This window comes from Streptomyces sp. JHA26 (assembly GCF_002005565.1).
GTDB lineage: Bacteria > Actinomycetota > Actinomycetes > Streptomycetales > Streptomycetaceae > Streptomyces.
Window position 1 is genome coordinate 38,530 of record NZ_BDJC01000006.1, and the last position, 22,868, is coordinate 61,397.

Here is a 22,868-nt window from a genome sequence, read left to right on the forward strand (position 1 = left end):
CATTCGCTCCCATCAGCACCTGCGAGGGGGTTCGTCGGCAGCATTCCGCCGGGGGGCCGCCGGGCGAGATCGGTGCCCCTCCGCCGCGGCCTCGGCCGGTCACGGCTCCCGGTCGCCGGTGTAGCCGTGCGCTCCGGCGTGGGGAAGGACCGCCCACATGCGGGTGCCGCCGCCCGGTTCGCGGGCGTCGCCGAAGCCCCAGTCGCCACCGCACGCCCGGACCACGCAGGCCGGCAGGCGCAGGGCCGAGCGGCGGCGGGCGTCGCAGGCGGCGGCGAGGCGGGGGTGAGTGTGGCGGGGGTGACCGTCGTAGAGGACCACGCGCAGGGCGCCGTCCCGATAACGCAGCGATACGTACACCTCCGCGGTGGGCGCGAAGACACAGGCGCAGGCGGTGAGTTCGCTCACCACCTGTACCGCCGCGTCGGTCATGCCGCTCAGGCCGTGGGCTCGCAGGACGATGCGGGTCGCGGTGCGTACGACGGCCGGGCTGTGCGGGGAGCGTGATGTCCGAACGGGACAACGTAGAGATTCGGGTACTCCCCGTCGAAGCGGGCGCCTTTCCCGGTGCGGGCCACGCCGTGCTCTACGCCCACGGCACCGTTCCTCAGTCGGACACGGTCCAACTGGACTCCGCCCACGGCGGAGAGTTCACCCATGCCGACGCGCAGCTCGCCAAGTACCGTTCGCACATGGACTGGTGGCACGACAAGTCACTCGATCCCCAGGCCTCTCGTGACTTCATCCACCGCATCGCCCACGAACTCCGAGGAGCGGCTGTCATGCCGGAAATCACCTGGGAAGAGCCTTTCTGTACCGAAGGAAACAACTGTTTCCGCATAGGCACTGACGCCGACGGCAACGCCTACATCGCCGTGGCCGGACAGGAGGACCACCCCCTCACCGACAGCCGGGAAGCCCTTCGCGCCCTCATCCGCGGGATCAGGGCGGGCGAGGCGGATCACCTGCTGTAGAAACCCACAGTGCGCGTGACGATGGCCCGGACCACCCGGCGCTTCCGTTTCCGCCTCGCACCCGTAGACGGCGACGCGGTCGTGGACCTGGTGAGTGACGGCACCGTCCCCGTGCCGAGGGCGGGAGAGGGCGGAACGGCCGGAGCCGCCGTCAGCCCGTGAAGGGCTGGGAGAAAAATGGGGACATGCACATCCGAGCCGTGCGTCTGGACGAGCTGCCCGTTCTCCAGGACACCGAGAGGGCCGCCGGGCAGTGCTTCCGGGACATCGGCATGCCGGAGATCGCCGCGGACGAGCCGCTTCCGCTCGGTGAACTCGTCTGCTACCACCACGCCGGACTGGCATGGGTCGCGGCGAACGCCGCCGACGTCCCGGTCGCCTACCTGATCGCCGACCGCGTCGACGGCAACCTCCACGTCGAGCAGGTGTCTGTGCACCCTGCCGGCGCCGAGATCCTCCAGCCGCCGACAGACATGTTTCACGGTGACCGCACCGTCATCCTCAAGGATCCTTCGGGTCACAACTGGGTGTTTCTGACCCACGTGGAAGACGTCTCGGAGGAGGAGCTTCGGCGTAGGCCGGCCGCCGCCGGGTGACCACTCGCACCGGCCTGGGAGCGGGCGTCACCCGACGTCACCGTGTACGCGACCTTGGCGCCGCAGACGGTCAGCAGGACAGACGTCGGCGCCGCGAGTGCGACGCCGGCCGCCCGTGCGGCGCCCCGCCGTGCCGTCGCCTTCACGACGTGCGCGGGAAGGAGACCTCGACCCTGCGGTTCTTCTTGCGGCCCGCCTCCGTCGAGTTGTCGGCGATGGGGTAGTCCTCGCCGTAGCCGCGGACCTCGTAGGTGATGCCGGAGTCGTTCAGGGTCTGGGCGAGGAGTTCCTGGACGGCGTTGGCGCGCTGCCTGGACAGGACGTCGCCGTGGGCGGAGGAGCCCAGGTTGTCCGTGAAGCCGAAGACGCGGATCCTGCCGGCGTTCTGCTTCCTGATCTCCTCGGCGATCCCCGCGACACGGGACTTCGCCTCGCCGCCGAGCTTCGCGCTGTCCTTGCCGAACAGCACCTCGGCCTGGAGCGCGAAGGTCACGCTGGTGTTGGTGTCCTCGCGACGCTCGTCACCGCTCTGGTCCTCGACGACCGACTTGATGTCCAACACCTTGGCCTGCGCGAGCGTGGCGCCGTCCGGCAGCTTCAGGTCGGGGTCGTTGGGGTCGACCTCGACGGGCGCGGACGCGGTGGCCTCCGTGCCCGGGGGCACGGACGGGCCGTCGTCGGCGTGCGCGGTGGCGGCGCCGCAGAGGTTCGCGGCGAGGAGGAGGGTGACGGTGGTGAGGGCCGGGGAGAGGCGGGTGTGTGTCATGGGGTGCCTCAACCGGAGATGGTGATGGTGCCGGTCGCGAACATGGGTAGCTGAAGCGTCACCTCGGTCGTGTCCGCCGGGGGCGCCGGGAACTGCATGAAGACCGGAAGCACCTCACCCGCCTTCAACGCGGGAAACTTCGTTGTCGTGAGGGGGCGGCCTTCTGTGTCACGCAGCACGTAGTAGCGCTTCTTTCCCCTGGAGTCCACCAAGGTGGCGCCGCCGAGGGACTTGCCGTTCCGGATGATCTCGGTCTCGTCGCCGCTCAACTGCGCGGGGACGTTGACCGACTTGTCACCGTCGTTCTTCAGGTCACCGCTCACCGTGACGAAGCCCCCGTCATCACGCTGTGCGGTCGTGACCGTCAGAAGCAGACCATCGGGGCCCCTCAGTTCGGCCAAGGTCCCCTCAGAGTCCCCTTCCTGAGCGTCCGGTTTGGACTCACTGGTCTTGGAGGTGGTCGGCGACGTCTTCGGCTTCTCGTCGTCACCTGCGCCGCCACAACTCGTCACACCGAAGGCCAGCCCGATCGCGAGGGGCAATGCGATCAATCCCCTGCGGGCCTTTGCTGTGAACCGAATGGTCATGACTCTGCTTCCTTAGTCCTCATGGTTCGCTGTCAGTCGGCCAGATGAACGTCGAAGAGATCCTCGGGCTTTGGCAGGTCCGAGAGGTCTTCCGGATCCAGGTGCCAGTCCTCGCCCTCGCAGGACAATGCAGGCAGCGCATCCTCGTCGGCATCCTCGGCGGGCGGCTTGAACGAGCAGCGTGCCTCGATGACGGCGGTTGCGGACTCCGTGGCCTTCTGGTTCTCCGTGCCCGGCACGATCGTGTCTCCGACGGTCTTGTTGGTCTCTGCTGCAACCGTGTAGCCCAAGGGCCCGTCCGGTCGGCATTCCACGCTCGCGTCATTACGCGCCGCCAATTGATGCGCGCGCCAGCACTCGTCGGGTACCAGCGCATTCCCGTCGAAGATGTCCTGCCACGTATCCGGTTCCTCGACGTTCGCCAGCCACGCGTCCGCGAGACGGTCCCGGGTTTCCAGGGCCGCTGCGAGCGCTGCGGCATCCGCCGCCGTCTGGGCTTCGCTACGAATCGCAGCGGCCTGACCGACCGCGAAGTACGCGAGCGCGAGAAGGAGCAGGCCCCCCACCACAGTGATGTAGATGGGGAAGGCCTGCCCCGCATCGCCGAACGTGTGACCCGTCAGCCACCGGTGACCTCGGTGATCTTGTCCGCGATCGCGTTGTAAATCGTCTGCCCGATGTCCGTCCCCGTGATCGCCAGCACGATGGCCACCACCACCGCGATGATCCCCAGGTACTCCACGGCCGTCTGCCCCCTGTCGTTCCGGGCGGCGTGGGAGCGCAGGTACGCGGTGGTGGTGTGCAGCCAGTTGTTCATGGTGTTCCCCTTCAGGGTGGACGTGTGCTGTGGGTCGGTCCGTCGAGGGTGCTCCAGACCCGGCCACCTCGTGGTGGCCCCGGAGCGGTCGGCGCCGGTGGAGTCTGTTCATGCGAACCTCGACCTGTCGGGGGTACCGGACAACGACTGTCCCACAACTGATTGCATGTGCGAAAGGTTTTGCGTAGAAGAAGCCCAACCAGGCTTCCGCTGAATGGGTTTCGAAGGATCTCCTTCGTGTGCAGTCGCACTCCTTCGGCTGGCGCCCGCTCCCTTCCCCGGCCAGGTGATCGGCATGTCCGCCTACTCCCCCGTGATCGTGCCGAAGTCGGTGCCGGAGCCCAGGATCAGGCCGGCGCCGAGCAGGATCATCGTGGCCGGGACCATGAACGTGGTGATCATCATGGTGGCCTTGGGCACCGCGCGGGCGGCCTTGCGGCGGGCGTTCTGGGCGTCCGTGCGGCGCATGTCCCTGGCCAGGGAGACCAGGGTGTCCACGATGGGCGCGCCCAGTTCCTCGCCCTGCTGGAGGGCCGTCACGAACATCGCCACCTGCTCGGAGTCGTTGCGTCGGCGCAGCTCTGCGAAGGCCTGGCGGCGGCTCATGCCGAGGTCCATCTGGCGCAGGGTGATGCGCAGTTCGTCGGCCCAGGGGCCCTCGTAGCGCATGGAGACGCGGTCCAGGGCCTGGCGGAAGCCGAGGCCGGCGCTGACCACGACCGCCAGGACGTCGAGGAAGTCGGGGAGCGTGCGCTCGATGACGTCCTTGCGGATGCGGATCGCCGACCAGATGCCGACCTCCGTCCAGAACGCCCCGAAGGCCAGCAGGAGCAGGGCGACGACGTACTGGCCGCGCAGGAGGAAGACCAGGAAGCCGACGGCGCCGAGGAAGCCGTAGACGGCGCGGCGGGCGGCGTAGCGGTCGAGGGTCAGGCCGCCGGGGTTGCCCGCGAGGTCGATGCGGCGGCGGTACCTGGCGACCAGGGCCGGGCCCATGAGGCGCAGTACGGCGGGGGCGTAGCGCATGCCCATGCGGTCGATCAGGGAGTCGACGGCGCCGGTGCGGGTGGAGCCGACCTCGAGGGCGAGGGCGAGGTCGGTGGGAAGCTTGGCGTCGGCGCGGTACATGCGGATGCCGGCGAAGGCGCCCCAGACGCTCAGGCCCATGACCAGTGCGAGCAGCAGTCCCATGGCTCCCCCTTCCTCAGACGTCGATGCGGGACAGGCGGCGGATGAGGACGAAGCCGACGGCGTAGAGGCCGAAGGCGACGATCACCGCGCCCTGGCCGACCGGGGAGCCCGTCATGCGTTCCAGGGCGCCGTCCTTCACCCCGTTCATCAGGAACAGGGAGCCGACGCCGAGCACCGGCACGGCGTACGACGTCATGTTGACCTGGGCGAGTTGGGTGCGGACCTCGCGTCGGGTCTCCTTGCGTTCCTCCAGCGTCTCCGTCAGGTTGCGCAGGGCGCCGACCACCTGGCCGCCCGCCCGGTTGGACAGGACGAGGGTGGTGACGAGGACGACCAGTTCGCGGGAGGGGAGGCGTTCGGCGAGTTCGTTCAGGGCGTCGTCCATGGAGGATCCGAGGGCCAGTTGGTCGGCCACCTTGCCGAGTTCCTCGCCGGCCGGGGCCTCCAGTTCCTCCGCCGCCATGCCGATGGCGGTGCGCAGGGCGAGGCCGGCCTGGGTGGCGTTGGCAAGGATGCGGGCGAGTTCGGGAAGCTGGTTGATGAACTTCTCGATGCGTTTCTGGCGTTGCCAGGTGAGGAACTGCATCGCCGCCCAGACGCCCAGCAGGCCGGCGATCGGGCCGAAGAAGGGGGCGAGGGCGGCCTGGCCGACCAGCCCCAGGCCCGCGACCGCGGCGAGCATGCAGGCGAAGAACTCGCCGGGGGTGATGTCCAGGCCGGTCGCGGCCAGGCGCAGTTCCAGCCTGCGGCCGAGCTTCGTGCGGCGCAGGCGGCGGTCCAGGGTGCGGAAGCGGCGCCGGCGGCCGGTGGAGGGGAGCTGCCCGGTGGCGGAGAGGCGGTCGACCAGGGCCTCGCGCTGGGCCTTGCCGGCGGTGTAGGAGTGCAGGCCCAGGACCGCCAGGGTGCAGGTCAGCAGCGTGATGCCGGTGGTGAGCGTGACGAGCGTGTGCAGTTCCATCGGGCGGTCCTACCTGGCTTCTCGGGTGGCGAGCTGGTCTGCGGTGTCGGCCACGCCGAAGGCCTGCGGGATGGGCTGGCTCGCCATGTAGAGGCGCTCGGCGGTGCGGCGCGGGAGGGGGTGGTGGGCGAAGGCTCCGTGGATCCGGCCGTCGGCGGTCATCGGCCGGGCGTTGAAGCGGGCGACCGTGGCCAGGCGGTAGGGCTCGCCGCCGTGGCTGGCCAGCAGGGCGATCTCGGTGATGCGGCGGGCGCCGTCGGCGAAGCGGGTGAGCTGGACGATGACGTCGACGGAGCTGTTGATCTGGTCGTGCAGGGCGGCGAAGGGGATCTCGACGTCCGACATGGAGGCGAGGGTCTGGAGCCGCATCAGGGCGTCCTCGGCGCTGTTGGCGTGGACGGTGGCGAGGGAGCCGTCGTGGCCGGTGGACATGGCCTGGAGCATGTCCAGGGACTCGCCGCCGCGGACCTCGCCGACGACGATGCGGTCGGGGCGCATGCGCAGCGAGTTGCGGACGAGGTCGCGGATGGTGATGCGGCCCTTGCCCTCGACGTTGGGCGGGCGGGACTCCAGGCGGATCACGTGGGCCTGCTGGAGCTGGAGTTCGGCGGAGTCCTCGATGGTGATGATGCGTTCGGTCTCGGGGATCAGGCCGGAGAGGGCGTTGAGGAGGGTCGTCTTGCCGGTGCCCGTGGCGCCCGAGACGATGATGTTGAAGCGGGCCTGCACCAGTCCGGCGAGCAGGTACAGCATGTGCTCGTCGAGCGAGCCGAGGCCGATCAGCTCCTGGAGGGTGAAGGAGCGGGGGAAGCGGCGGATGGTGAGCGTGGCGCCGGTCAGGGACAGCGGCGGGATGATGACGTTGACGCGCTCGCCGGAGGGCAGGCGGGCGTCGACCATCGGGTTCGACTCGTCCACGCGGCGGTTGACGGTGGAGACGATGCGTTCGATGGTCTGCATCAGCTGGTCTTCGGAGGCGAAGCGGAGCGGGAGCTGTTCCACGCGGCCGCCGCGCTCGACGAAGATCGCGTCCGGTCCGTTGACCATGATCTCCGTGATGGAGGCGTCCTCCAGCAGGGGTTCGAGGATGCCGAGGCCGAGGGCCTCGTCCACGACCCGGCGGATCAGCTGGGAGCGTTCGACCGTCGACAGGACGGGGCCCTCGCGGCTGATGATGTGCCCGAGGACGCGCTCCAGCCGGGCCCTGCGCTCGGCCGTGGCGAGCGAGCTCATCTCCGCGAGGTCGATCTCCTCCAGGAGCTTGGCCCGGTAGGAGGCGACGAGGTGGCCGTCCTCGCCCCGGCCGCCGTGCTCATCGGGTGCGTGGATGCGTGCGCGCAGGCTCATGCGTCCGGTGCTCCTTGCTCCTCGTTCACGCGGTCGCCGGTCGTGCGGTCGCCGGTCGTGCGGCCACGGGTCATGCGGCCAGGGGTCGAGCGGTCACTGGTCATGCGGTCACCGGTCATGGCGTCACTCGTCCGCTCGGTGGTCGAGCGGCATGGTCGCCGTCCTGGTCGCGTCCCCGAAGTCCCAGCCCGGGACGATGGAGGGGATGTCGACGGAGGCGGTGACCGTCACCTCGTCCCCGCCGTACGAGGGCGGGCAGTCCGTGCCGTCGGCCAGCCAGTCGCTGACCGCCGTGGTGCAGGCCTCCTGGGCGCTCTGCTGGAGCGAGGCACCCCGGGCGCCGGCGCGGGCCGCGGTGCCCGCCTGCTGCGCGGTGTAGGCGATGAGGCCCAGCTGTACGGCGGCCATGGCGACGACGACCAGGACCGGGAGGAAGCCGAGGTACTCGATGGCGACCTGGCCGCGGTCGCGGGCACGTCCGGTGCGGTGGGAGTACGGCATCTCAGTCGTCGTCCTCCTCTTCCTCGACGGCGCCCGCGTGTCCGTGCACGGTGAAGGGGAAGCCGACGGTGCCGGGGAAGAGGAGGGGGACCTCGAGCCGCACGTCGGCCGTGACGTACCCGTTCGCGGTGGAGCAGTCCACACCGGCACCCCCCTCCCAGGCCCCCGGCAGCTTGTCCCGGCCGGCGTCCTGGCAGGCCCCCTGCCGCGCCCCGGGGCCCGCCGCCGTCGCCGCCCGTACCGCCTCGTCCGCAGCATTACCCGCGAGCGTGTACGTGTATCCCACGAGCACGAGCTGCCACAGCACCACCAGCGTGACGATGATCGTCGGCGTCATGCCGAGGAACTCGACGGTGACCTGGCCGCGGTCGCCGTACCGGGCGCGGTCGCGGTTGTCGTACCGGTCGCGGTACCGGTCGCCGTTCCCCGTCCGCCGGTGGGGTAAGCCGTAGGTCGTCATCCCCCACCGTCCTTCCGGCGTCGGAGGCCCGCCGAGCCGCGGTCGCTGCGGAACCGGCCGCCCCTGCGGTCGTTCCCGGCCGCCTTGGCCAGCCCCAGCTCGCCCGCGAGGGCCCACAGGGCCTGCTTCACGGTGCTCCTGCCGTCGAGTTCGTGGATGCGGCCGGAGTCGACGGCGCCCTGGAGCTCCTTGAAGCCCGCGGGGACGGTGGTGGCGGCGACCGCCGTGCCGGTGATCCTGCGGACCAGCGGGGGCTGGATCTCCGTGGCGCGCGTGTGCCGGTTGACGACGACGGTCGTCTCCTCCGCCTTGCGGATCTGCAGCCGGTCCCACATGCGCACCGCCCGCTTGGCGCCCCGGACGGCGATCACGTCCGGGGTGGTGACCAGCAGCGCCGTGTCGGCCATCTCCACGGCCGCCGCGCCGGCCCCGCCGAGCTGGGCGCCGCAGTCGATGACGACGACCTCGTAGCGGGAGCGCAGGGCGCTGACGATCTGGCGGGCGGCGCGGTCGGTGACCTCCTCGCCGCGTTCGCCCTCGCCGGGGGCGAGCAGCAGGGCGAGGCCGGTGTCGTGCCGGAAGACGGCGTCGGCGAGGACGCGGGGGGAGATGTCGTTGATGGCGGCCAGGTCGACCACGGACCGGCGGAACTGGACGTCGAGGTAGGAGGCGATGTCGCCGGCCTGGAGGTCCATGTCGACCAGGGCGGTGGCGCGGCCGGACGCCTGAGCGGCGAGCGCCAGCTGGACGGCGGTCAGGGTCGTCCCGACCCCGCCCTTGGCACCGCTGACCGTGACGACGGTGCCGCCGGCGCCGGTGAACACGTCGCCGCCGCTGCCGAGGTGCCGGCGGACGCCCACCGACCACTGGGCCACCGCCTGGACGCGGCTGGCGAGTTCCTCGTAGCCGAGCGGCAGGGCGACCAGGCCGCGGGCGCCGTAGTCCATGGCGGCCTGGAAGAGGCCGGGGCTCGCGTCGGAGGTGACGAGGATGACGCCGACGGCCGGGAAGCGCAGGGCGACCTCGCGGATCAGCTCCAGCGCCGGGACCGGGCCGATCCGCTCGTGCACCACGACGACCTCGGGCAGTTCGTCGACCGACTCGGCGGCCAGCCGGGCCAGGGTGTCGACGAGCTGGGTGGAGTCGGTGACCGGGGCGACCGGTTCGGCGTCGGGGAGCTGGCTGAGCAGGGTCGTGATGGACCGTACGGCGTCCGCGTCGCCGACTGCCGGGAGGATCCTCGTGGGCATGCGGGCCTCTCACTTGTCCTTCGCGAGTTCGTACGTACGGTCCTTGTCCGGGACCGTGGTGTCGCTCCCCGGCGCCACGAGCGCGAGCCGGACCCGCTGGGCGAACGACTCGGCGTAGGTGATGCGCTGGGCGTCGAGGGTGGACAGGGCGAAGGTGATGGGGACCGCTTCGGTGGTCCGTCGGTCGCTGCTCTTCTCACCGGGCTGGAGCGAGGTGAGTTCGCCGACGTCGATGACCCTGGCGTTCGTCACGATGATCTTGGACTGGTCGGGGGTGGTGTCACGCTCCCCCTCGAAGGTGGCGTACACGTTCACGGTGGCGCCCGGTGTGATCTTGCCGGCGACGCCGGTCGCCGCGTCGATCATGATGGCGACCTCCTGCTGCCCGGGCTGCAGGGCGGGCTGGTCGACGATCATGTCGCTCTGCAGCAGCGAGCCGCCCTTCAGCGTCGTCACGGCGATCTTGCCGCGGATCCGGGAGAGGTCGGTGACCGCGTTCTCCGACAGCCAGCGCTCGGGCATCTCGATCTTCTCGAACTGGCCCGCGCTGAGGGGCGTGTAGGGCGCCACATCGTTCTTCACCTGGTACGCGGTGACCTCGGGGCCGACCTTGGACTTCACGTCGTTGACGACGGACAGCACGCCGGCGAAGGCGCCGAGGGCGCAGAGGACCGACAGGATCAGCAGGATGATGCCGCGGCGCTGACGGGAGTTCATGGACCGTGCAACCTCATTGGGGGAATCGGTCGAGCCGGATCGGAGGGGGCGGGAGGGCGGCGCGTGCGGGGCGGGCCTACCCGGTGAGCGCGCGTCTGTGCCTTTGCAGCTCGCGGCGGTGTCCGGGGCCGGTGCCGGTGCTGGGGGCGGTTGTGAAGTGTGCGTCGTCGACAGGTGGTGTGGCGTCGCAGAAGACGCACCGGTCACCGATGACGTCGATGCCGCACCAGTGGCAGGTGCTCCGCCGCACGGAGGTGACGAGCTGGTAGAGGACCGACAGGTCGGGCAGGTACGCGCAGAACTCGGTGAGCTTGCCGGTCCCCCACCATGCGGGGGACTCCGCCGGGAGCGGGGCCTCGTGCAGCCCCTGGATCTTCCAGGAGGGGGCCAGGGTGCCGGTGACCCAGTCGGAGGCGAGCTGCCCCTTGGCGTGCAGCATCCAGGTCCCGAACTCGGGTCCGGAGAGGGCCGCATCCGGGCCGATCCGCACCAACTGCGGTGCGGGGTGGGCGACGACGCCGAACTGGCTGCCGGGCACCCATGACTTGGCGTGCGACTTCAGGCTCACGGGGACGCGGTCGAGCCGGGCGACAGAACCGAGCAGCGCGCCGGCGTGGATGTAGTGCGTGAGCAGCCGTCCGGCGGAGGCGAGGACGCCGGGGCCGAGGTCGCAGGAGGCGAGCTGGCGTAACTGGCGGGCGAGGACGGCGAGTCCGAGGGGCGGCAGGTCGGGTCGGAACAGGGCGATCCGGTCGGTCTCCAGCAGGGACCGTACGGTGTGCAGCCGTCGCTCCACCCCGGGGGAGACGCCCCGCGAGCACACGACGATCACGTGCCCGTGCTGCTCGACCAGCGCCTGCATCTCGCCCACCACCTGCTCCAGGGGACGTTGGTCGACGTCCTGGAGCACGACCGCGGGCATGGTCCGTTCGTCCTGTGGCGGCAGCGCCATGCCGACACCGGTCACGGCAATCGCAGTTGGCACGCGCGGCTCCCCGTCTCCCCATGCCCCTGGACCGGCCGGCATCGCTCCGACCCACCCGGACGACTTCACTGCGTGACTACGTGAGCACTGTATCCACGCGTGTGTGACCGGAGAACAGCGTTTCTGTACCTCAAGAGGAACTTTACGGGGCGCAAGAGGCGTCAAAATAGGACAGGTTGGGCATTCGAGGGCTTGATCGTCCCCGATCGGTCCGGCAACGGGTACCTGGACTACCGCCGGTCCACCGTCGACCGGGGCCGCGTCATCCGCTCCCTGCTGAGGTCCGAGCTGCCGGTGCGTCTGATCCGGGGCGTCCTGCCCCACCTGAGCGCCGCGCCGGACGCCGACGCGGGTGCGGTGTGCGCGGAGTTCCTGCGCGAGGTGGAGAATTTTATACCGAATACGGGAGGTCACCTACGCCACGCCACTTAGGACGGCCCCGCGCCGCAAGCCCGCAACAGCCTCACCGAACAGTCCAACCCGGGCATTATGAGGCGGATCGATGAAATCCATTCCCCGTCCGTAGCGGTCGATCCACTCAAGAGTTGCACAGGAGATGCCACCGACTGCACCTTGCGCTCCTTCGAGCGTCAGTCTTTGCCCAATACGAACCACTCCGCCAACGCAGCGAACAATACAGGTCTCTGCTGGGGCTTGCACATCTCCGACAAGATAAACTTGCAGTTTCCCGACAGCACCGCCAGCCATGCTCATAGGCCTCCGTTGCGAATAGCCTTATTTGTTCCGGTGCAAGCTTGAGGATATCCCATTCCACCACGCGAGGAAGCGGAGGGCAGAGCTGGACACGTCGGCGCCCGGCGGGTAGACAAGCACGTGAAGCCTCCGGTGAAGACGGTTCTCTTGATCGAAACCCGTCCACCAGGGGCTTCGCCCGCTGTCAGCCCAACTTCCGTACTCCAGAACCAGGCTGGAAAGGGCTCAGTGCATCACGAAATGCCACCACGTCGCGTTGCACATACGGCGACAGGTCCGCGAGCATGCTCAATGTCTCATTGAGATGACGCGCGAGTTCAGGGTGATCCCGCCACACGGACGGTTTCTGCAGCAGAACAGCCGTAAGCAGGTCATCGTCGTACCAGCCGGTCTCAGCCTGCTTCGGTACTGTGTCCCGCAAGTGATCCAACGCCACGGGCAAAAGCCAGCGCAGCCCCACCCCCTGGCCGACCAGACGGCTTAGACCTTCCACAGAAAGCTCTTTGATCGGACGCTTTCTCAGCTGGTGAACTCCTCGAACCAATGACGTACTCTCACCCGGCGGATCTGACCACCGATCACCTTCCAGGTCCTCAATCGACTTCTCATTGTCGACGAACTCCGAGAGCATGGCACCTCCAGTACAGCCATCGCTAATACCTGATCGCGCACAGGGAACTGTTCAAGCAATCCAGCCCACCCGTCACGGCCTTACGCTTTGCCAGCATCACGTACAAGTCCCGATCGGCCATCGCATACCGCGATACAGAATTCTTCCGGCGGCAGGTACCCATGCGCCTCCACATAATGAATTATCATGAGCGGTGAAACATACATCTTGCCCTCACAACCCGCCACAAGGATCTCTCCACTACCGATAAAGAGATCCTCTCTGGTGGTATTTTTTCTTGCCACATGAAAGCTAGGGCACAAGTTACAGAAGTGCATCCCACGCTGCACATTGATCGGCTCCCTGGCGTGCCGCACAAGTGCCGAGATCAGGCCGGCAGGCGCAAGGCCGACAGCGAACGGATGCTCCCGGTCAAGCCAGCCCACATTCAGCCGAGTCCGCGATGTCGAACCATAGGTATAAGGACTCAGGTCGGGGTAGTGCGTCATCTCTTCACCCCCGGTTCTCCCACTTCCGCAGAGGCACGTCAGGGACGTATGCAAGGTCGACGTTCGAAGGGTCAGCCCGCCCCGTCATCCACCGCCGTAACCGCCTTTCGGCTCCCCGTGATCAGGCATGCCCGAGATCATCACCTTGCCACTTCGCCGACCGCAACGCGGACTCGTCGCGACGCGGCCAGGAGGAGTGGTCTTCGACCATCGTCCGTCCGCAGGGCTCCACTTGGTCCGTACCTACCTCTTGACACCCTCAATTGGTCTGGACCACCTTGTACGTCAACGCGGTGGCCACCGTAGTCAGTTCGTTCGTGAGTTCCTCCCCCTTCCTCCCCACTCCCCATTCCCCACCGGAGGCCCCAGTGGAGCCCGTACACAGACGGCGCGGACAACGACGGATGCGGGTCGGGTCCGCGGCCGGTGCCGTGGCCGCCGCTCTGGCGCTCACCGTCAGTGCCGTCGGCCAGGCGTCCGCCGCGGACGTCAACAACGCGAAGAACGCCGGTTTCGAGGCCGGCCTGAGCAACTGGACCTGCTCCGCGAACAGCGGTACGACCGTCGCCTCCCCCGCGCACTCCGGCAGCGCCGCGCTCAAGGCGACGCCCGGCGGGCAGGACAACGCCCGGTGCGCGCAGACGGTCAAGGTGCAGCCCAACTCCACGTACACGCTGAGCGCGTGGGTCCAGGGCGGCTACTCCTACCTGGGCGTTACGGGCACCGGGACGACGGACGTGTCGACCTGGACCCCGGACGCGGCCTCCTGGAAGCAGCTGTCGACGAGCTTCCGCACCGGCGCCTCGACGACCTCCGTCTCCGTGTACACGCACGGCTGGTACGGGCAGTCCGCGTACTACGTCGACGACCTGTCCGTGTACGGCCCCGACGGGGGCGGCGGCGGCCAGGAGCCCGAGCCGACCGTTCCGGCGACCCCGGCCGGGCTGAGCGTCACCGGGACGACCTCCTCCTCCGCCTCCCTGGCCTGGAACGCCGTCTCCGGCGCCACCGGCTACAGCATCTACCGCGACGGTACGAAGGTGACGGCCGTGACCGGCACCTCGGCGACCGTGACCGGCCTCGCGGCCTCGACGTCGTACTCCTTCCAGGTCACGGCGACCAACGCGGCCGGTGAGTCCGCCAGGTCCGCGGCCGTGACCGCCCGTACGACGGAGTCCGGTGACGGTGGTGGCGGCGGTGACGTGCCGAAGCACGCCGTCACCGGGTACTGGCAGAACTTCAACAACGGCGCCACCGTCCAGAAGATCTCGGACGTCTCCCCGCAGTACGACATCATCGCCGTGTCCTTCGCGGACGCCACGTCGACGCCGGGCGCCGTCACCTTCAACCTCGACACCGCCGGGCTGAACGGCTACACCGTCGACCAGTTCAAGGCCGACATCCGCGCCAAGCAGGCGGCCGGCAAGAAGGTCATCATCTCCATCGGCGGCGAGAAGGGCACCGTCTCGGTGAACGACTCCGCCTCCGCGACCAACTTCGCCAACTCCGTGTACTCCCTGATGCAGACGTACGGCTTCGACGGCGTCGACATCGACCTGGAGAACGGGCTCAACCCGACGTACATGACGCAGGCCCTGCGTGCCCTGTCGGCGAAGGCCGGCCCGGACATGGTCCTCACCATGGCGCCGCAGACCATCGACATGCAGTCGACGTCCGGCGGGTACTTCAGGACGGCGCTGAACGTGAAGGACATCCTCACCGTCGTGAACATGCAGTACTACAACAGCGGTTCCATGCTGGGCTGTGACGGCAAGGTGTACTCCCAGGGCACCGTCGACTTCCTCACCGCCCTGGCCTGCATCCAGCTGGAGGGCGGCCTCGACCCGTCCCAGGTGGGCCTCGGCGTGCCGGCCTCCACCCGCGCGGCGGGCGGCGGCTACGTGGCCCCGTCGGTGGTCAACGCAGCCCTGGACTGCCTCACCAAGGGCACGAACTGCGGTTCCTTCAAGCCGTCGAAGACGTACCCCGGCCTGCGGGGCGCGATGACCTGGTCCACGAACTGGGACGCGACGTCGGGCAACGCCTGGTCGAACGTGGTGGGTCCGCACGTGGACGCGATGCCGTAGCCGGCTCGTCCGGGACGCCGCCGCGCTCGCCCTCGGCAGGGCGGCGCGGCGGCGAGTCCGTTCGTACCGTTCGGCGCGGGTACCCGGCCCGGCGGCGACGCCCGCATCGCCCCGGCCGGTGCCGAGGGCGTCCGGCCGTCAGCCGGAGGAATTGACGGCGTCCGCCGCCTCGAGCTGATGCCGCTTGCCCTGAAGCACCGGAGCCAGGTCCTTCCGGTTCTCCGCGATCAGTGACTTCTGGTATCCGACTTCGACGGCGAACCAGATGCCGACCAGATTGACGCGCCCCTTGCAGGCCACGTCGGCGACGGCCGTCCTGATCTCGAGCGGATTGGACCTCTGTCCCTGGAAGCGGCTGTCGTTCATCACCGTCAGCGGGTCCGGGTAGGAGAACCCCTTGTCCTTCATGCACCGCGACCAGGACCTGAACACCGCGAGCACGCGCGGGTCCTCCTTGGTGGCGGAGAAGCTCTTCCCGTTGAGGTCCTGCGCCGCATCGCTCGATCCGAGGATTCCGTCCTCGGACAGTTTCCGTCCGGCCTCACCGGCACATCCCCCGGCCGGCACCTCGGCCCCGTTGACCCTGTCGCCACCGGAATCGCCGGGTTTCCCGGTCAGCACGGTCAGCATCTTCCCCGTGGGGGCCTCGAACTCCTCCGTCTTCTGGATCCGGGGGTCACGGTCACCCAGGTGGTAACCGTCCGCGCGCGCCAGCTTCGCGTCGGTGAGCCCGTAACGTCGGTCCATCACGCTGCGGGGGCCGACGGGCGGGTCCGCGGAGACGGGCTCGTAGGTGAGACCGAAACGGCGTGCGCAGCGCTCGATCAACGTCTGCTGGGCCTGCCGGACCCTGCCCGTCTCGGCGTCGGAGAAGAGGTACTCCTCGATGGGCAGCCGGAGATCGGCCGAAGCCAGCAGGGCCGAGGCCCGCGGTGCGGCGGTCCGCCCGCCGGCCGGCTCCGAGTGCTGCGAGGAACAACCGACGGCAGCGAGAAGTACCGCTCCGACTCCCAGCGGCCGACAGCGCAGAAGCTTGTCACTCAGCAGACCGAAACTCATTTCCCCCGACCCGAATTCCCTAGGTGACACCGACCCGGCTCCCTCGCGGGAGCAGGGTCGGCGACATTTTCACCGACACACTGGATCAAGAAGTCTTCCAGAGGAACGACGCGTTCTCGTTGTACGTGTTGCTCAGGTTCCTGGCGCTGGACGGGCCGACGTTGTCGTAGGCGCCACTGTAATTCGAGTTGTAGAAGATACGCGCGCTCCTGCCGCTGCTCGTCGGGAATCCGTTGGACGCGGAGGCGGCGTTGTTCTTCACGGACTGCCCGCGCCCCGCTCCGTCACCCGTGAAGGTGTATCCGGCGAAGTCCGGGGTGTTCGTGACGAACACCCGGAAGGAGCCCTGCTGGTTCGAGTTGTAGTACAGGCAGAGATAGAGCGAACTGCAGTGGGTCTCCGCCTGCGCCGAAGGAGCGACAAGACCGACAGTCGCACCGGCGGTCACCAGGACGGCGGATGCGGCTGCAATCCTCTTCCTCAAACCCATGATTTCCCCCTCTTTCCCTTATGGATGCATGATCTACATCCAAAAGGGTGCCCCGCAAGATCCTTCACCGCAAGGGAATATCGAGTTATGGCGAAATCGCGCGGGGAAATAAACCCCTCCTCTGGATGGATCACCACAAGGGTGCGATTTCCTACCGAAAGAACTCCGACCACGGCTGGTCCCAGATCTGCTTCACGCACAGCACCAGGAACAGCAGGCCGGCGACGGCGAGCATGCCGTTGCTCAGGGCGCCGTTGCGCCACTCGCGGGGGGTGCGGGCGGAGTTGAGGAGCCAGATCAGGGTGAGGGCGAGGAAGGGCATGAAGGCGGCGCCCAGGACGCCGTAGATGATGATCAGGCGGAACGGCTGGCCCTGGAAGAGCAGGACGATGGGCGGGAAGGTCAGCCAGAGCAGGTAGGCGCGGAAGGCCCAGGAGCGTTCCCGGCGGCCCGAGGCCAGTTCGTCGCCGCGTGCCTCCCGCTCGCCGCGCTGCCGGGCCAGGAAGTCGGCGAACATCAGGCTGACTCCGTGCCAGACGCCGATCAGGGAGGTGAAGGAGGTGGCGAAGAAGCCGACCAGGAAGAGCTTGCCGGTGGCCGTGCCGTACTCCTCCTCCAGGACGTCACCGAGCTGGATCAGGCCCTTGTCGCCGCTCGCGATCGCGATGTTCGCCGAGTGCAGCAGCTCGGCGCCGACGAAGAGCATCGCGATGACGAAGATGCCGGTGGTGGCGTAGGCGACCCGGTTGTCGAGGCGCATGACCTTCATCCAGCCGGTGTTCGTCCAGCCCTTGGCGTTGACCCAGTAGCCGTACGCGGCCAGCGTGATCGTGCCGCCGACGCCGCCGATCAGGCCGAGGGTGTTGAGGACGGAGTCCTTCTCGTCGGGCAGGACCGGCAGGAGGCCGGCGAAGGCGTCGCCCAGGTGGGGCGTGACCCGGACCGCCAGGTAGACCGTCACCACGAACATGACGCCCACCAGGACCGTCATGACCTTCTCGAAGACGGCGTACTTGTTGAACCAGACGAAGACCAGGCCGACCAGACCGCAGGCCACGCCCCACCACTCGAGGTCCATCACGTCCGGGAACAGGGCCTGCAGGGGCAGGGCGCTGGACGACATCGCCGCCGCGCCGTAGACGAAGCCCCAGATCACGGCGTAGACCGCGAAGAACCACGCCGGCCAGCGGCCGATGCTCGCCCAGCCGTCGAACAGCGTGCGGCCGGTGGCCAGGTGCCACCGGCCGCACGCCTCGGCGAGGGAGATCTTCACCAGGCAGCCGATGATCGCGGCCCACAGGAGCGTGTAGCCGAAGTTGCTGCCCGCGATGAGGGTGGCCACGAGGTCGCCGGCGCCGACACCGGTCGCGGCGACGACGATGCCGGGGCCGATGTGGCGCCAACTGGCCTTACGGGGGGCCGGGTCGGCCCCGGCCCCGTGGGGTGCGCCGGTGTCCCTGGTGTTGCCCGTGGTGTCCGCCATGCGGATCAAGAAAGCGGAAAGCCGCCGGTCGGGCAAGAGGGCGTGCGGGGATCTTCACGCCATGTGCTTACTCCGTGGCGGCCGCGGCCCTGCGCTCCGCGCCGTCCGCGTCGTCGTCCGCGCCGTCCTCCGCGCCGGACTCCGGCTTCGCGTCCGACTCGGCCGCCGGCTTCGACTCGGCCGTCGGCTCCGGCTCGCCGCCCGGCTTCAGCTCGTCGTCCGTCTCGCCGTCGTCGAAGTACGCGTCCAGGACCTCGTCCAGGGCCGCGTCCCACTCCTTGAAGCGGCTCCGGGACGGCGCTTCGATCTCGATCGGGTACCAACGGCGGTCGGGGGTGTGGACGGTGACGGTGTACCGCTTGCCGAAGCGGGCCGTCTCGGTCTCGACGGCGCCGATCTCGTCCCAGCGGAACTCGCACGCCTGGTCGTCGAGGGCGAGCCGTACGCCCTTGTGGTCGGCGACGATGCGGGCGCGGCGGTCGGCGGCCTCGAAGACCGGCCCGTCCACCGCCTCCTCGTCCGGCTCCGCCGCCTCCTCGTCCGGCTCCGCCGTCTCCTCGGGGCCGGAGGCCGCGGGGGCGTCCTCCTTCCCGGGCTCCTCGGGGGCGGCACCCTCCGCGGCGGTCTCCCCCGTCACCCCCGTCCGCTCCGGCCGCGTCTCCTCCGGTTCGCCGGACGGCGCGGGCGCGGTGAGCCCGGGGATGAAGGCCGGGTCGAACCCGGCGCCTTTCAGGGGCTGGCTGCTCGACTCTATGCGCTGCTCCACAGCGGGCAGTATGGTCGACGATCCTGTGCCGGGCACAGCCAGCCCCGTCATCGTTATCGGACGCGAACAACACACCCCGTGCCGACGCGCCCCGGGCCCGTTCTAGACGAACAGGCTGACCACCGCGGCCACCACGAACCCGGCGACCGACAGCACGCTCTCCAGGACGGTCCAGGTCCTGAGCGTGTCCCGTTCGCTGATGCCGAAGTACTTGGCGACCATCCAGAAGCCGCCGTCGTTGACGTGCGAGGCGAAGATGGAGCCGGCCGAGATGGCCATGATGACCAGGGCGACGAACGCCTGCGAGTGGTCGCCCTCGGCGAGCAGCGGCGCCACGATGCCCGCCGTCGTCACGATGGCCACCGTCGCCGAGCCCTGGGCGACCCGCAGCACCACGGAGATCAGGTAGGCGAGGACGATCACCGGCAGGCCGACGTCGTTGAAGGTGTCGGAGAGGGCCTGGGCGACGCCGCTGGCCTTGAGGACGGCACCGAAGATCCCGCCCGCGCCGACCACCAGCAGGATGTTGCCGACCGGCTTCAGCGAGGCCGTCGAGACGGTCTCCAGGGACTTGCGGGACCAGCCGCGCCGGATACCGAGCAGGTAGTAGGCGAGGAAGAGGGCGAGGGTCAGGGCGACGAACGGGTTGCCGAAGAACTCGACCACCGAGCGGAGGGTGGAGGGGTCCAGGGCGATGGAGGAGAAGGTCGCGGCGAGGATCAGGACCAGGGGGGTGCCGATGATGCCGAGGACCGTGCCGAGCGGGACCGGGGCCTCGGTCGGCGCGACGCCGGCCTTGCGCTGCTCCTCGACGACGGCCTGCCTGGCCTCCTCGGCGGCCTCGACCATGTCCTGCGGCACCGGCACGAAGATGCGGCGGCCGATCCAGGCGGAGTACGCCCAGGCGGCGAGGACGGCGGGGATGCCGCAGACGATGCCCATGAGGATGATCCAGCCGAGCTTGACGTCCAGCAGGCCGGCGGCGGCCACCGGGCCGGGGTGCGGCGGCAGGAAGGCGTGGGTCATGGACAGGCCGGCCAGCAGCGGCAGGCAGTAGAGCAGGATCGACTTGCCGGAGCGTTTGGCGGCGGCGTAGACGATGGGCGCGAGGACGAAGATGCCCACGTCGAAGAAGACCGGGATGCCGAAGATCAGGCCGGTGAGGCCCATGGCGAGCGGGGCGCGCTTCTCCCCGAAGAGGCCGAGGAGCCGTGAGGCCAGCACCTGGGCGCCGCCGCTGACCTCGAGGATCGCGCCGAGCATGGTGCCCAGGCCGATGATGATGGCGACGTGGCCGAGGATGCCGCCCATGCCGGACTCGATGGTCGAGACGGCGTCGGACTTCTGGACGGTGCCGAAGAGTTCGGTGACCGACAGGCCGGCGAGCAGGCCGACGGTTATGGAGACGGCGAGCAGCGCGACGAAGGGCTGCAGCCGCACCTTGATGATGAGGAAGAGCAGGAGCGCGATGCCGATGGCGGCGACGGTCAGCAGGCCGGCGGTGCCGTCGATCAGGGTGAGCAGACCACCGGTGTGGGGTGGGGTTTCGGAGGCGGCGGCGAGGGGGACGGACAAAGGGGACATGCGGGGGTCCTCTGGGTAAGTACATGGAGCTTTCGGGCAGGGTGGAGCACGGCACGGCGCCCCCGGGACGGGTGACGCCGTGCCGTTCACAGACGGTCGGGCAGGCGGGGTGAGGGACGGTCAGCCCAGGACGGCCAGTGCGTCGATCTCGATGAGGAGTCCGGCGGGCAGACCGACGTAGACGGTCGTGCGCGCGGCGGGCGGCTGGGTGAGGCCCTGCTCCTCGAAGTAGGCGTTGTAGATCTCGTTCATCTCGGCGAAGTGGTCGACGTCCGTGAGGTAGACGCGGATCATCATCACGTCGTCCCAGCTCGCGCCGCCCTCCTCCAGGATCGCCTTGACGTTGGCGAGGGTCTGGAGGGTCTGCTCGCGCAGGGTCGGGCCGGCCGGGGTGGGGGCCTTGCCCTCCTCGTGGGGCAGGAAGCCGACCTGGCCGGCGACCTGGAGGATGTTGCCCTTCTTGACGCCGTGCGAGAACTTCGCCGGCGGGACGGTGTGGGTGGAGGGGGTGAGGGCGGTCTTGTCGCTCATGCCGTGTCCTTCTCGGGGTGGTGCTGGGGGGTGTGCACGGGGGTCCTGCCGGAGTACTCGCCGCTGATGGCGTCGGCCGTGCGGCGCACCAGCGGGAGCAGGGTGAGGAGTTCGTCGGCGGTGACGACGACGTTCGGCGCGGAGACCGACATCGCGGCGACCACCCGGCCGTCGGCGCCCCGGACGGGCGCGGCGACGCAGTTGATGGACTCCTCGTGGCCGCCGAGGTCGGTGGCCCAGCCCTGTTCGCGCACCGTGGCCAGTTCCTCGAGGAAGGCGTCGGCGTTCGGTGTCGAACGGGCCGTGTAGAGGGGGTAGTCGAGCTTCTCCGCGACGGCGCGGCGCTCGTGCTCGGGGAGGTCGGCCAGCAGCAGCTTCGCCACCGCCGCGACGGTGATGGCGACGGGCTTGCCGATCCGGGAGTACATGCGGACCGGGTAGCGGCTCTCGACCTTGTCGATGTACAGGACCTCGTCGTCCTCGTGGACGGCGAGGTGGACGGTGTGTCCGACCTGTTCGTTGAGGCGTACGAGGTGGGGGTGGGCGATCTCGCGGACGTCCAGGTTCTCCATCGCCTCCTGGGCGAGGGAGATGAGCCGGGCGCCGAGGCGGTAGCGCTGGTCGGACTGGCGGTAGACGAAGCCGTGCTCGTGCAGGGTGCGCAGCAGGCGCAGGGCCGTGGACTTGTGGACGCCGAGCCGTTCGGCGACCCGGCCCAGGTCGGCGGGGCCCTCGGCGAGCAGCGGCAGGATGCTGAGCGCGCGGTCGACGGTCTGGCTCATGGTGTGCGTACCTCCTCGTCGGCCCCTTCGTCGGCCTGTGTCCAGCCGGGGCCGAGTCGCAGTCTCCCCCACGCCTCGTCGTCGAGTGCGGCCAGACGGTCGGCGTGGGCGCGTGCCGGTGGCGTGGCGAGGTCGCCGGGGACGGTGAGGGCGGCGGCGGCCATCAGGTGGCCGTGGCGCAGGCGGTCGCGCACGGGCAGTCCGCGCAGGGTGGCGGAGAGGAACCCGGCGGCGAAGGCGTCGCCCGCGCCGACGGCGGCGACGACGTCGACGTGCAGCGCGGGGACGAAGGTGACGTGCTCCCCGTGGAAGGCGGTGGCGCCGCTCGCGCCCTGCTTGACGACGAGCAGGTCCGGTTCGGGCAGCGCGGCGCGCACGGCCTCGGGGCCGCCGAGTCCCCAGGCCTCGTCCTCGCCGACGAAGACGAGGTCGGCGCCGCGCGCCAGTTCCAGCAGCACCGCCGGGCCGTCGTCGTCGCGCCACAGTCCGGGGCGGTGGTTGACGTCGAAGGAGACCAGGGGGCGGCCGGGACGGCGGGCGGTCAGTTCGCGCATCAGGTGCAGGCAGTCGGCGGAGAGCGCGGCGGTGATGCCGGACAGGTGGAGGACGCGTCCGGAGCGGATCGCGTCGAGGTCCTCGGTGGCGGCCGACATCGCGGAGGCCGCGGAGCCGGCGCGGTAGTAGGCGACTTCGTGGGCGTCGGCGGCGCGGTCCACGGCGGTGCGGAAGTAGACGCCGGTCGGCCGGGCGGGGTCGCGGCGGACGGCGGAGACGTCGACGCCGTAGGAGCCGATCGCCTCGACGAGGTGGTCGCCGAAACCGTCGGCGCCGACCGCGCTGATCCAGCGGGTGGTGTGTCCGGCGGCGGCCAGCACGCAGGCGACGTTGGACTCGGCGCCGCCGATGGCGCGGTCGAAGGAGGGCACGTCGGCGAGGCGTCCGGGGCGGGAGGGCAGGAAGGTGACCATGGACTCGCCGAGCGCGACGACGTCCACGACGTCGGGGGCGGTGCTGGTGGGGCCGTCGGCGGTCACGATGGTGGGGCTCCTTGTCCTGTCGCGGGCGGAGGCTCCGTTGACCCCGCGTTGGCCGAGATGTTAGACA

28 protein-coding genes and 1 pseudogene are annotated in these 22,868 nt (G+C 69.5%); 6 read left to right on the top strand and 23 right to left on the bottom strand.

Translation table 11 applies throughout. From position 1 onward, the window contains the following. Positions 1-99 precede the first annotated feature (99 nt). Complete coding sequence (locus JHAT_RS05500) at positions 100-432, bottom strand: hypothetical protein (protein WP_307718344.1); 333 nt, start codon at positions 430-432, stop codon at positions 100-102. 74 nt (positions 433-506) lie between these two features. Between JHAT_RS05500 and JHAT_RS35145 the strand changes: the two are divergent. From JHAT_RS35145 to JHAT_RS35150, 4 genes and pseudogenes are all read left to right on the top strand, one after another. Next, a pseudogene (locus JHAT_RS35145) lies at positions 507-692 on the top strand (Scr1 family TA system antitoxin-like transcriptional regulator); the annotation flags it as partial. Between the two features lie 90 nt (positions 693-782). Next, a complete protein-coding gene (locus tag JHAT_RS05510; protein WP_077796998.1) occupies positions 783-974 on the top strand; it encodes a hypothetical protein in 192 nt (63 codons plus the stop codon). A gap of 21 nt (positions 975-995) precedes the next feature. Then, the gene (locus JHAT_RS34950) at positions 996-1,136 is read left to right on the top strand and encodes a hypothetical protein (protein WP_216353421.1); all 141 of its coding nucleotides are present in this window, start codon (positions 996-998) and stop codon (positions 1,134-1,136) included. A 23-nt stretch (positions 1,137-1,159) separates the two neighbouring features. Then, complete coding sequence (locus tag JHAT_RS35150; protein ID WP_077796890.1) at positions 1,160-1,570, top strand: glyoxalase/bleomycin resistance/extradiol dioxygenase family protein; 411 nt, start codon at positions 1,160-1,162, stop codon at positions 1,568-1,570. Between the two features lie 142 nt (positions 1,571-1,712). Here the strand turns inward: JHAT_RS35150 and JHAT_RS05520 are convergent, their stop codons facing one another. From JHAT_RS05520 to JHAT_RS05575, 12 genes are all read right to left on the bottom strand, one after another. Then, positions 1,713-2,336 (bottom strand): OmpA family protein, encoded by a 624-nt coding sequence (locus JHAT_RS05520; protein ID WP_077796891.1) that lies wholly within the window; start codon positions 2,334-2,336, stop codon positions 1,713-1,715. Positions 2,337-2,344: 8 nt separating this feature from the next. Continuing rightward, positions 2,345-2,923 (bottom strand): hypothetical protein, encoded by a 579-nt coding sequence (locus JHAT_RS05525; RefSeq protein WP_077796892.1) that lies wholly within the window; start codon positions 2,921-2,923, stop codon positions 2,345-2,347. 32 nt (positions 2,924-2,955) lie between these two features. Beyond that, positions 2,956-3,546, bottom strand: a complete 591-nt coding sequence (locus tag JHAT_RS05530; protein WP_077796999.1) for a pilus assembly protein TadG-related protein — start codon at positions 3,544-3,546, stop codon at positions 2,956-2,958. Continuing rightward, positions 3,543-3,740, bottom strand: coding sequence for a Flp family type IVb pilin (locus JHAT_RS05535; RefSeq protein ID WP_077796893.1), 198 nt, complete (start codon positions 3,738-3,740; stop codon positions 3,543-3,545). The genes JHAT_RS05530 and JHAT_RS05535 overlap by 4 nt, the downstream gene beginning before the upstream one ends. A gap of 303 nt (positions 3,741-4,043) precedes the next feature. Next, on the bottom strand, positions 4,044-4,931 hold the full coding sequence (locus JHAT_RS05540; RefSeq protein ID WP_077796894.1) for a DUF5936 domain-containing protein: 888 nt from the start codon (positions 4,929-4,931) through the stop codon (positions 4,044-4,046). 13 nt (positions 4,932-4,944) lie between these two features. Further along, positions 4,945-5,889 carry a type II secretion system F family protein gene (locus JHAT_RS05545; RefSeq protein WP_077796895.1) on the bottom strand — a complete coding sequence of 315 codons (945 nt, stop codon included), beginning with the start codon at positions 5,887-5,889 and terminating at the stop codon, positions 4,945-4,947. Between the two features lie 9 nt (positions 5,890-5,898). Further along, positions 5,899-7,236, bottom strand: coding sequence for a CpaF family protein (locus JHAT_RS05550; RefSeq protein ID WP_077796896.1), 1,338 nt, complete (start codon positions 7,234-7,236; stop codon positions 5,899-5,901). 123 nt (positions 7,237-7,359) lie between these two features. Then, on the bottom strand, positions 7,360-7,737 hold the full coding sequence (locus JHAT_RS05555) for a TadE/TadG family type IV pilus assembly protein (protein WP_077796897.1): 378 nt from the start codon (positions 7,735-7,737) through the stop codon (positions 7,360-7,362). Between the two features lies 1 nt (position 7,738). Then, a complete protein-coding gene (locus JHAT_RS05560) occupies positions 7,739-8,074 on the bottom strand; it encodes a septum formation initiator (RefSeq protein ID WP_077797000.1) in 336 nt (111 codons plus the stop codon). A gap of 119 nt (positions 8,075-8,193) precedes the next feature. Continuing rightward, entirely contained in the window at positions 8,194-9,447 is a 1,254-nt protein-coding gene (locus tag JHAT_RS05565) for an AAA family ATPase (protein WP_077796898.1), read from the bottom strand. Between the two features lie 9 nt (positions 9,448-9,456). Beyond that, positions 9,457-10,164: a Flp pilus assembly protein CpaB gene (gene cpaB / locus JHAT_RS05570; RefSeq protein WP_077796899.1), complete on the bottom strand. Its 708-nt coding sequence runs from the start codon at positions 10,162-10,164 to the stop codon at positions 9,457-9,459. 76 nt (positions 10,165-10,240) lie between these two features. Then, positions 10,241-11,191 carry a hypothetical protein gene (locus JHAT_RS05575; protein WP_077796900.1) on the bottom strand — a complete coding sequence of 317 codons (951 nt, stop codon included), beginning with the start codon at positions 11,189-11,191 and terminating at the stop codon, positions 10,241-10,243. 57 nt (positions 11,192-11,248) lie between these two features. On the opposite strand from JHAT_RS05575, the gene JHAT_RS05580 reads away from it, so the two are divergent. Then, a complete protein-coding gene (locus JHAT_RS05580) occupies positions 11,249-11,581 on the top strand; it encodes a MerR family transcriptional regulator (RefSeq protein ID WP_253195403.1) in 333 nt (110 codons plus the stop codon). Positions 11,582-12,047: 466 nt separating this feature from the next. On the opposite strand, the gene JHAT_RS34290 is transcribed toward JHAT_RS05580, so the two are convergent. After that, complete coding sequence (locus JHAT_RS34290) at positions 12,048-12,494, bottom strand: contact-dependent growth inhibition system immunity protein (RefSeq protein WP_143660361.1); 447 nt, start codon at positions 12,492-12,494, stop codon at positions 12,048-12,050. 80 nt (positions 12,495-12,574) lie between these two features. After that, positions 12,575-12,982 (bottom strand): hypothetical protein, encoded by a 408-nt coding sequence (locus JHAT_RS34295; protein WP_143660363.1) that lies wholly within the window; start codon positions 12,980-12,982, stop codon positions 12,575-12,577. 404 nt (positions 12,983-13,386) lie between these two features. Here JHAT_RS34295 and JHAT_RS05585 point away from each other — a divergent pair, with 404 nt between their 5' ends. Beyond that, entirely contained in the window at positions 13,387-15,069 is a 1,683-nt protein-coding gene (locus JHAT_RS05585; RefSeq protein ID WP_171990758.1) for a chitinase, read from the top strand. A 138-nt stretch (positions 15,070-15,207) separates the two neighbouring features. Here the strand turns inward: JHAT_RS05585 and JHAT_RS05590 are convergent, their stop codons facing one another. The 8 genes from JHAT_RS05590 to JHAT_RS05625 all read right to left on the bottom strand — a co-directional run bounded on the left by JHAT_RS05590 (position 15,208) and on the right by JHAT_RS05625 (position 22,798). After that, complete coding sequence (locus tag JHAT_RS05590) at positions 15,208-16,128, bottom strand: hypothetical protein (protein WP_077796903.1); 921 nt, start codon at positions 16,126-16,128, stop codon at positions 15,208-15,210. A gap of 85 nt (positions 16,129-16,213) precedes the next feature. Beyond that, positions 16,214-16,618 (bottom strand): peptidase inhibitor family I36 protein, encoded by a 405-nt coding sequence (locus JHAT_RS05595; protein WP_077796904.1) that lies wholly within the window; start codon positions 16,616-16,618, stop codon positions 16,214-16,216. 151 nt (positions 16,619-16,769) lie between these two features. After that, positions 16,770-18,101 (bottom strand): Nramp family divalent metal transporter, encoded by a 1,332-nt coding sequence (locus JHAT_RS05600; protein WP_077796905.1) that lies wholly within the window; start codon positions 18,099-18,101, stop codon positions 16,770-16,772. A gap of 67 nt (positions 18,102-18,168) precedes the next feature. After that, positions 18,169-18,867, bottom strand: coding sequence for a hypothetical protein (locus JHAT_RS05605; protein WP_077796906.1), 699 nt, complete (start codon positions 18,865-18,867; stop codon positions 18,169-18,171). A 102-nt stretch (positions 18,868-18,969) separates the two neighbouring features. After that, the gene (locus tag JHAT_RS05610) at positions 18,970-20,451 is read right to left on the bottom strand and encodes a GntP family permease (RefSeq protein WP_077796907.1); all 1,482 of its coding nucleotides are present in this window, start codon (positions 20,449-20,451) and stop codon (positions 18,970-18,972) included. A 120-nt stretch (positions 20,452-20,571) separates the two neighbouring features. Then, on the bottom strand, positions 20,572-20,982 hold the full coding sequence (locus JHAT_RS05615; protein WP_077796908.1) for a RidA family protein: 411 nt from the start codon (positions 20,980-20,982) through the stop codon (positions 20,572-20,574). Continuing rightward, entirely contained in the window at positions 20,979-21,764 is a 786-nt protein-coding gene (locus tag JHAT_RS05620; protein ID WP_077796909.1) for an IclR family transcriptional regulator, read from the bottom strand. Before JHAT_RS05620 ends, JHAT_RS05615 begins: the two co-directional genes overlap by 4 nt. Further along, positions 21,761-22,798, bottom strand: a complete 1,038-nt coding sequence (locus tag JHAT_RS05625) for a sugar kinase (RefSeq protein ID WP_077796910.1) — start codon at positions 22,796-22,798, stop codon at positions 21,761-21,763. The genes JHAT_RS05620 and JHAT_RS05625 overlap by 4 nt, the downstream gene beginning before the upstream one ends. Positions 22,799-22,868 lie beyond the last annotated feature (70 nt).

Excerpts from the sequence above, each read along its gene's own strand:
- JHAT_RS05535 (WP_077796893.1), bottom strand. The coding sequence starts at position 3,740 with ATGAACAACTGGCTGCACACCACCACCGCGTACCTGCGCTCCCACGCC.
- cpaB (WP_077796899.1), bottom strand. The coding sequence starts at position 10,164 with ATGAACTCCCGTCAGCGCCGCGGCATCATCCTGCTGATCCTGTCGGTC.
- JHAT_RS05560 (WP_077797000.1), bottom strand. The coding sequence starts at position 8,074 with ATGACGCCGACGATCATCGTCACGCTGGTGGTGCTGTGGCAGCTCGTG.
- JHAT_RS34290 (WP_143660361.1), bottom strand. The coding sequence starts at position 12,494 with ATGCTCTCGGAGTTCGTCGACAATGAGAAGTCGATTGAGGACCTGGAA.
- JHAT_RS05585 (WP_171990758.1), top strand. The coding sequence starts at position 13,387 with ATGCGGGTCGGGTCCGCGGCCGGTGCCGTGGCCGCCGCTCTGGCGCTC.
- JHAT_RS05555 (WP_077796897.1), bottom strand. The coding sequence starts at position 7,737 with ATGCCGTACTCCCACCGCACCGGACGTGCCCGCGACCGCGGCCAGGTC.
- JHAT_RS05500 (WP_307718344.1), bottom strand. The coding sequence starts at position 432 with ATGACCGACGCGGCGGTACAGGTGGTGAGCGAACTCACCGCCTGCGCC.
- JHAT_RS05520 (WP_077796891.1), bottom strand. The coding sequence starts at position 2,336 with ATGACACACACCCGCCTCTCCCCGGCCCTCACCACCGTCACCCTCCTC.
- JHAT_RS34295 (WP_143660363.1), bottom strand. The coding sequence starts at position 12,982 with ATGACGCACTACCCCGACCTGAGTCCTTATACCTATGGTTCGACATCG.
- JHAT_RS05550 (WP_077796896.1), bottom strand. The coding sequence starts at position 7,236 with ATGAGCCTGCGCGCACGCATCCACGCACCCGATGAGCACGGCGGCCGG.
- JHAT_RS05610 (WP_077796907.1), bottom strand. The coding sequence starts at position 20,451 with ATGTCCCCTTTGTCCGTCCCCCTCGCCGCCGCCTCCGAAACCCCACCC.
- JHAT_RS35150 (WP_077796890.1), top strand. The coding sequence starts at position 1,160 with ATGCACATCCGAGCCGTGCGTCTGGACGAGCTGCCCGTTCTCCAGGAC.
- JHAT_RS05525 (WP_077796892.1), bottom strand. The coding sequence starts at position 2,923 with ATGACCATTCGGTTCACAGCAAAGGCCCGCAGGGGATTGATCGCATTG.
- JHAT_RS05565 (WP_077796898.1), bottom strand. The coding sequence starts at position 9,447 with ATGCCCACGAGGATCCTCCCGGCAGTCGGCGACGCGGACGCCGTACGG.
- JHAT_RS05615 (WP_077796908.1), bottom strand. The coding sequence starts at position 20,982 with ATGAGCGACAAGACCGCCCTCACCCCCTCCACCCACACCGTCCCGCCG.
- JHAT_RS05600 (WP_077796905.1), bottom strand. The coding sequence starts at position 18,101 with ATGGCGGACACCACGGGCAACACCAGGGACACCGGCGCACCCCACGGG.
- JHAT_RS05595 (WP_077796904.1), bottom strand. The coding sequence starts at position 16,618 with ATGGGTTTGAGGAAGAGGATTGCAGCCGCATCCGCCGTCCTGGTGACC.
- JHAT_RS05540 (WP_077796894.1), bottom strand. The coding sequence starts at position 4,931 with ATGGGACTGCTGCTCGCACTGGTCATGGGCCTGAGCGTCTGGGGCGCC.
- JHAT_RS05620 (WP_077796909.1), bottom strand. The coding sequence starts at position 21,764 with ATGAGCCAGACCGTCGACCGCGCGCTCAGCATCCTGCCGCTGCTCGCC.
- JHAT_RS05545 (WP_077796895.1), bottom strand. The coding sequence starts at position 5,889 with ATGGAACTGCACACGCTCGTCACGCTCACCACCGGCATCACGCTGCTG.
- JHAT_RS05575 (WP_077796900.1), bottom strand. The coding sequence starts at position 11,191 with ATGCCGGCCGGTCCAGGGGCATGGGGAGACGGGGAGCCGCGCGTGCCA.
- JHAT_RS05510 (WP_077796998.1), top strand. The coding sequence starts at position 783 with ATGCCGGAAATCACCTGGGAAGAGCCTTTCTGTACCGAAGGAAACAAC.
- JHAT_RS05590 (WP_077796903.1), bottom strand. The coding sequence starts at position 16,128 with ATGAGTTTCGGTCTGCTGAGTGACAAGCTTCTGCGCTGTCGGCCGCTG.
- JHAT_RS34950 (WP_216353421.1), top strand. The coding sequence starts at position 996 with ATGGCCCGGACCACCCGGCGCTTCCGTTTCCGCCTCGCACCCGTAGAC.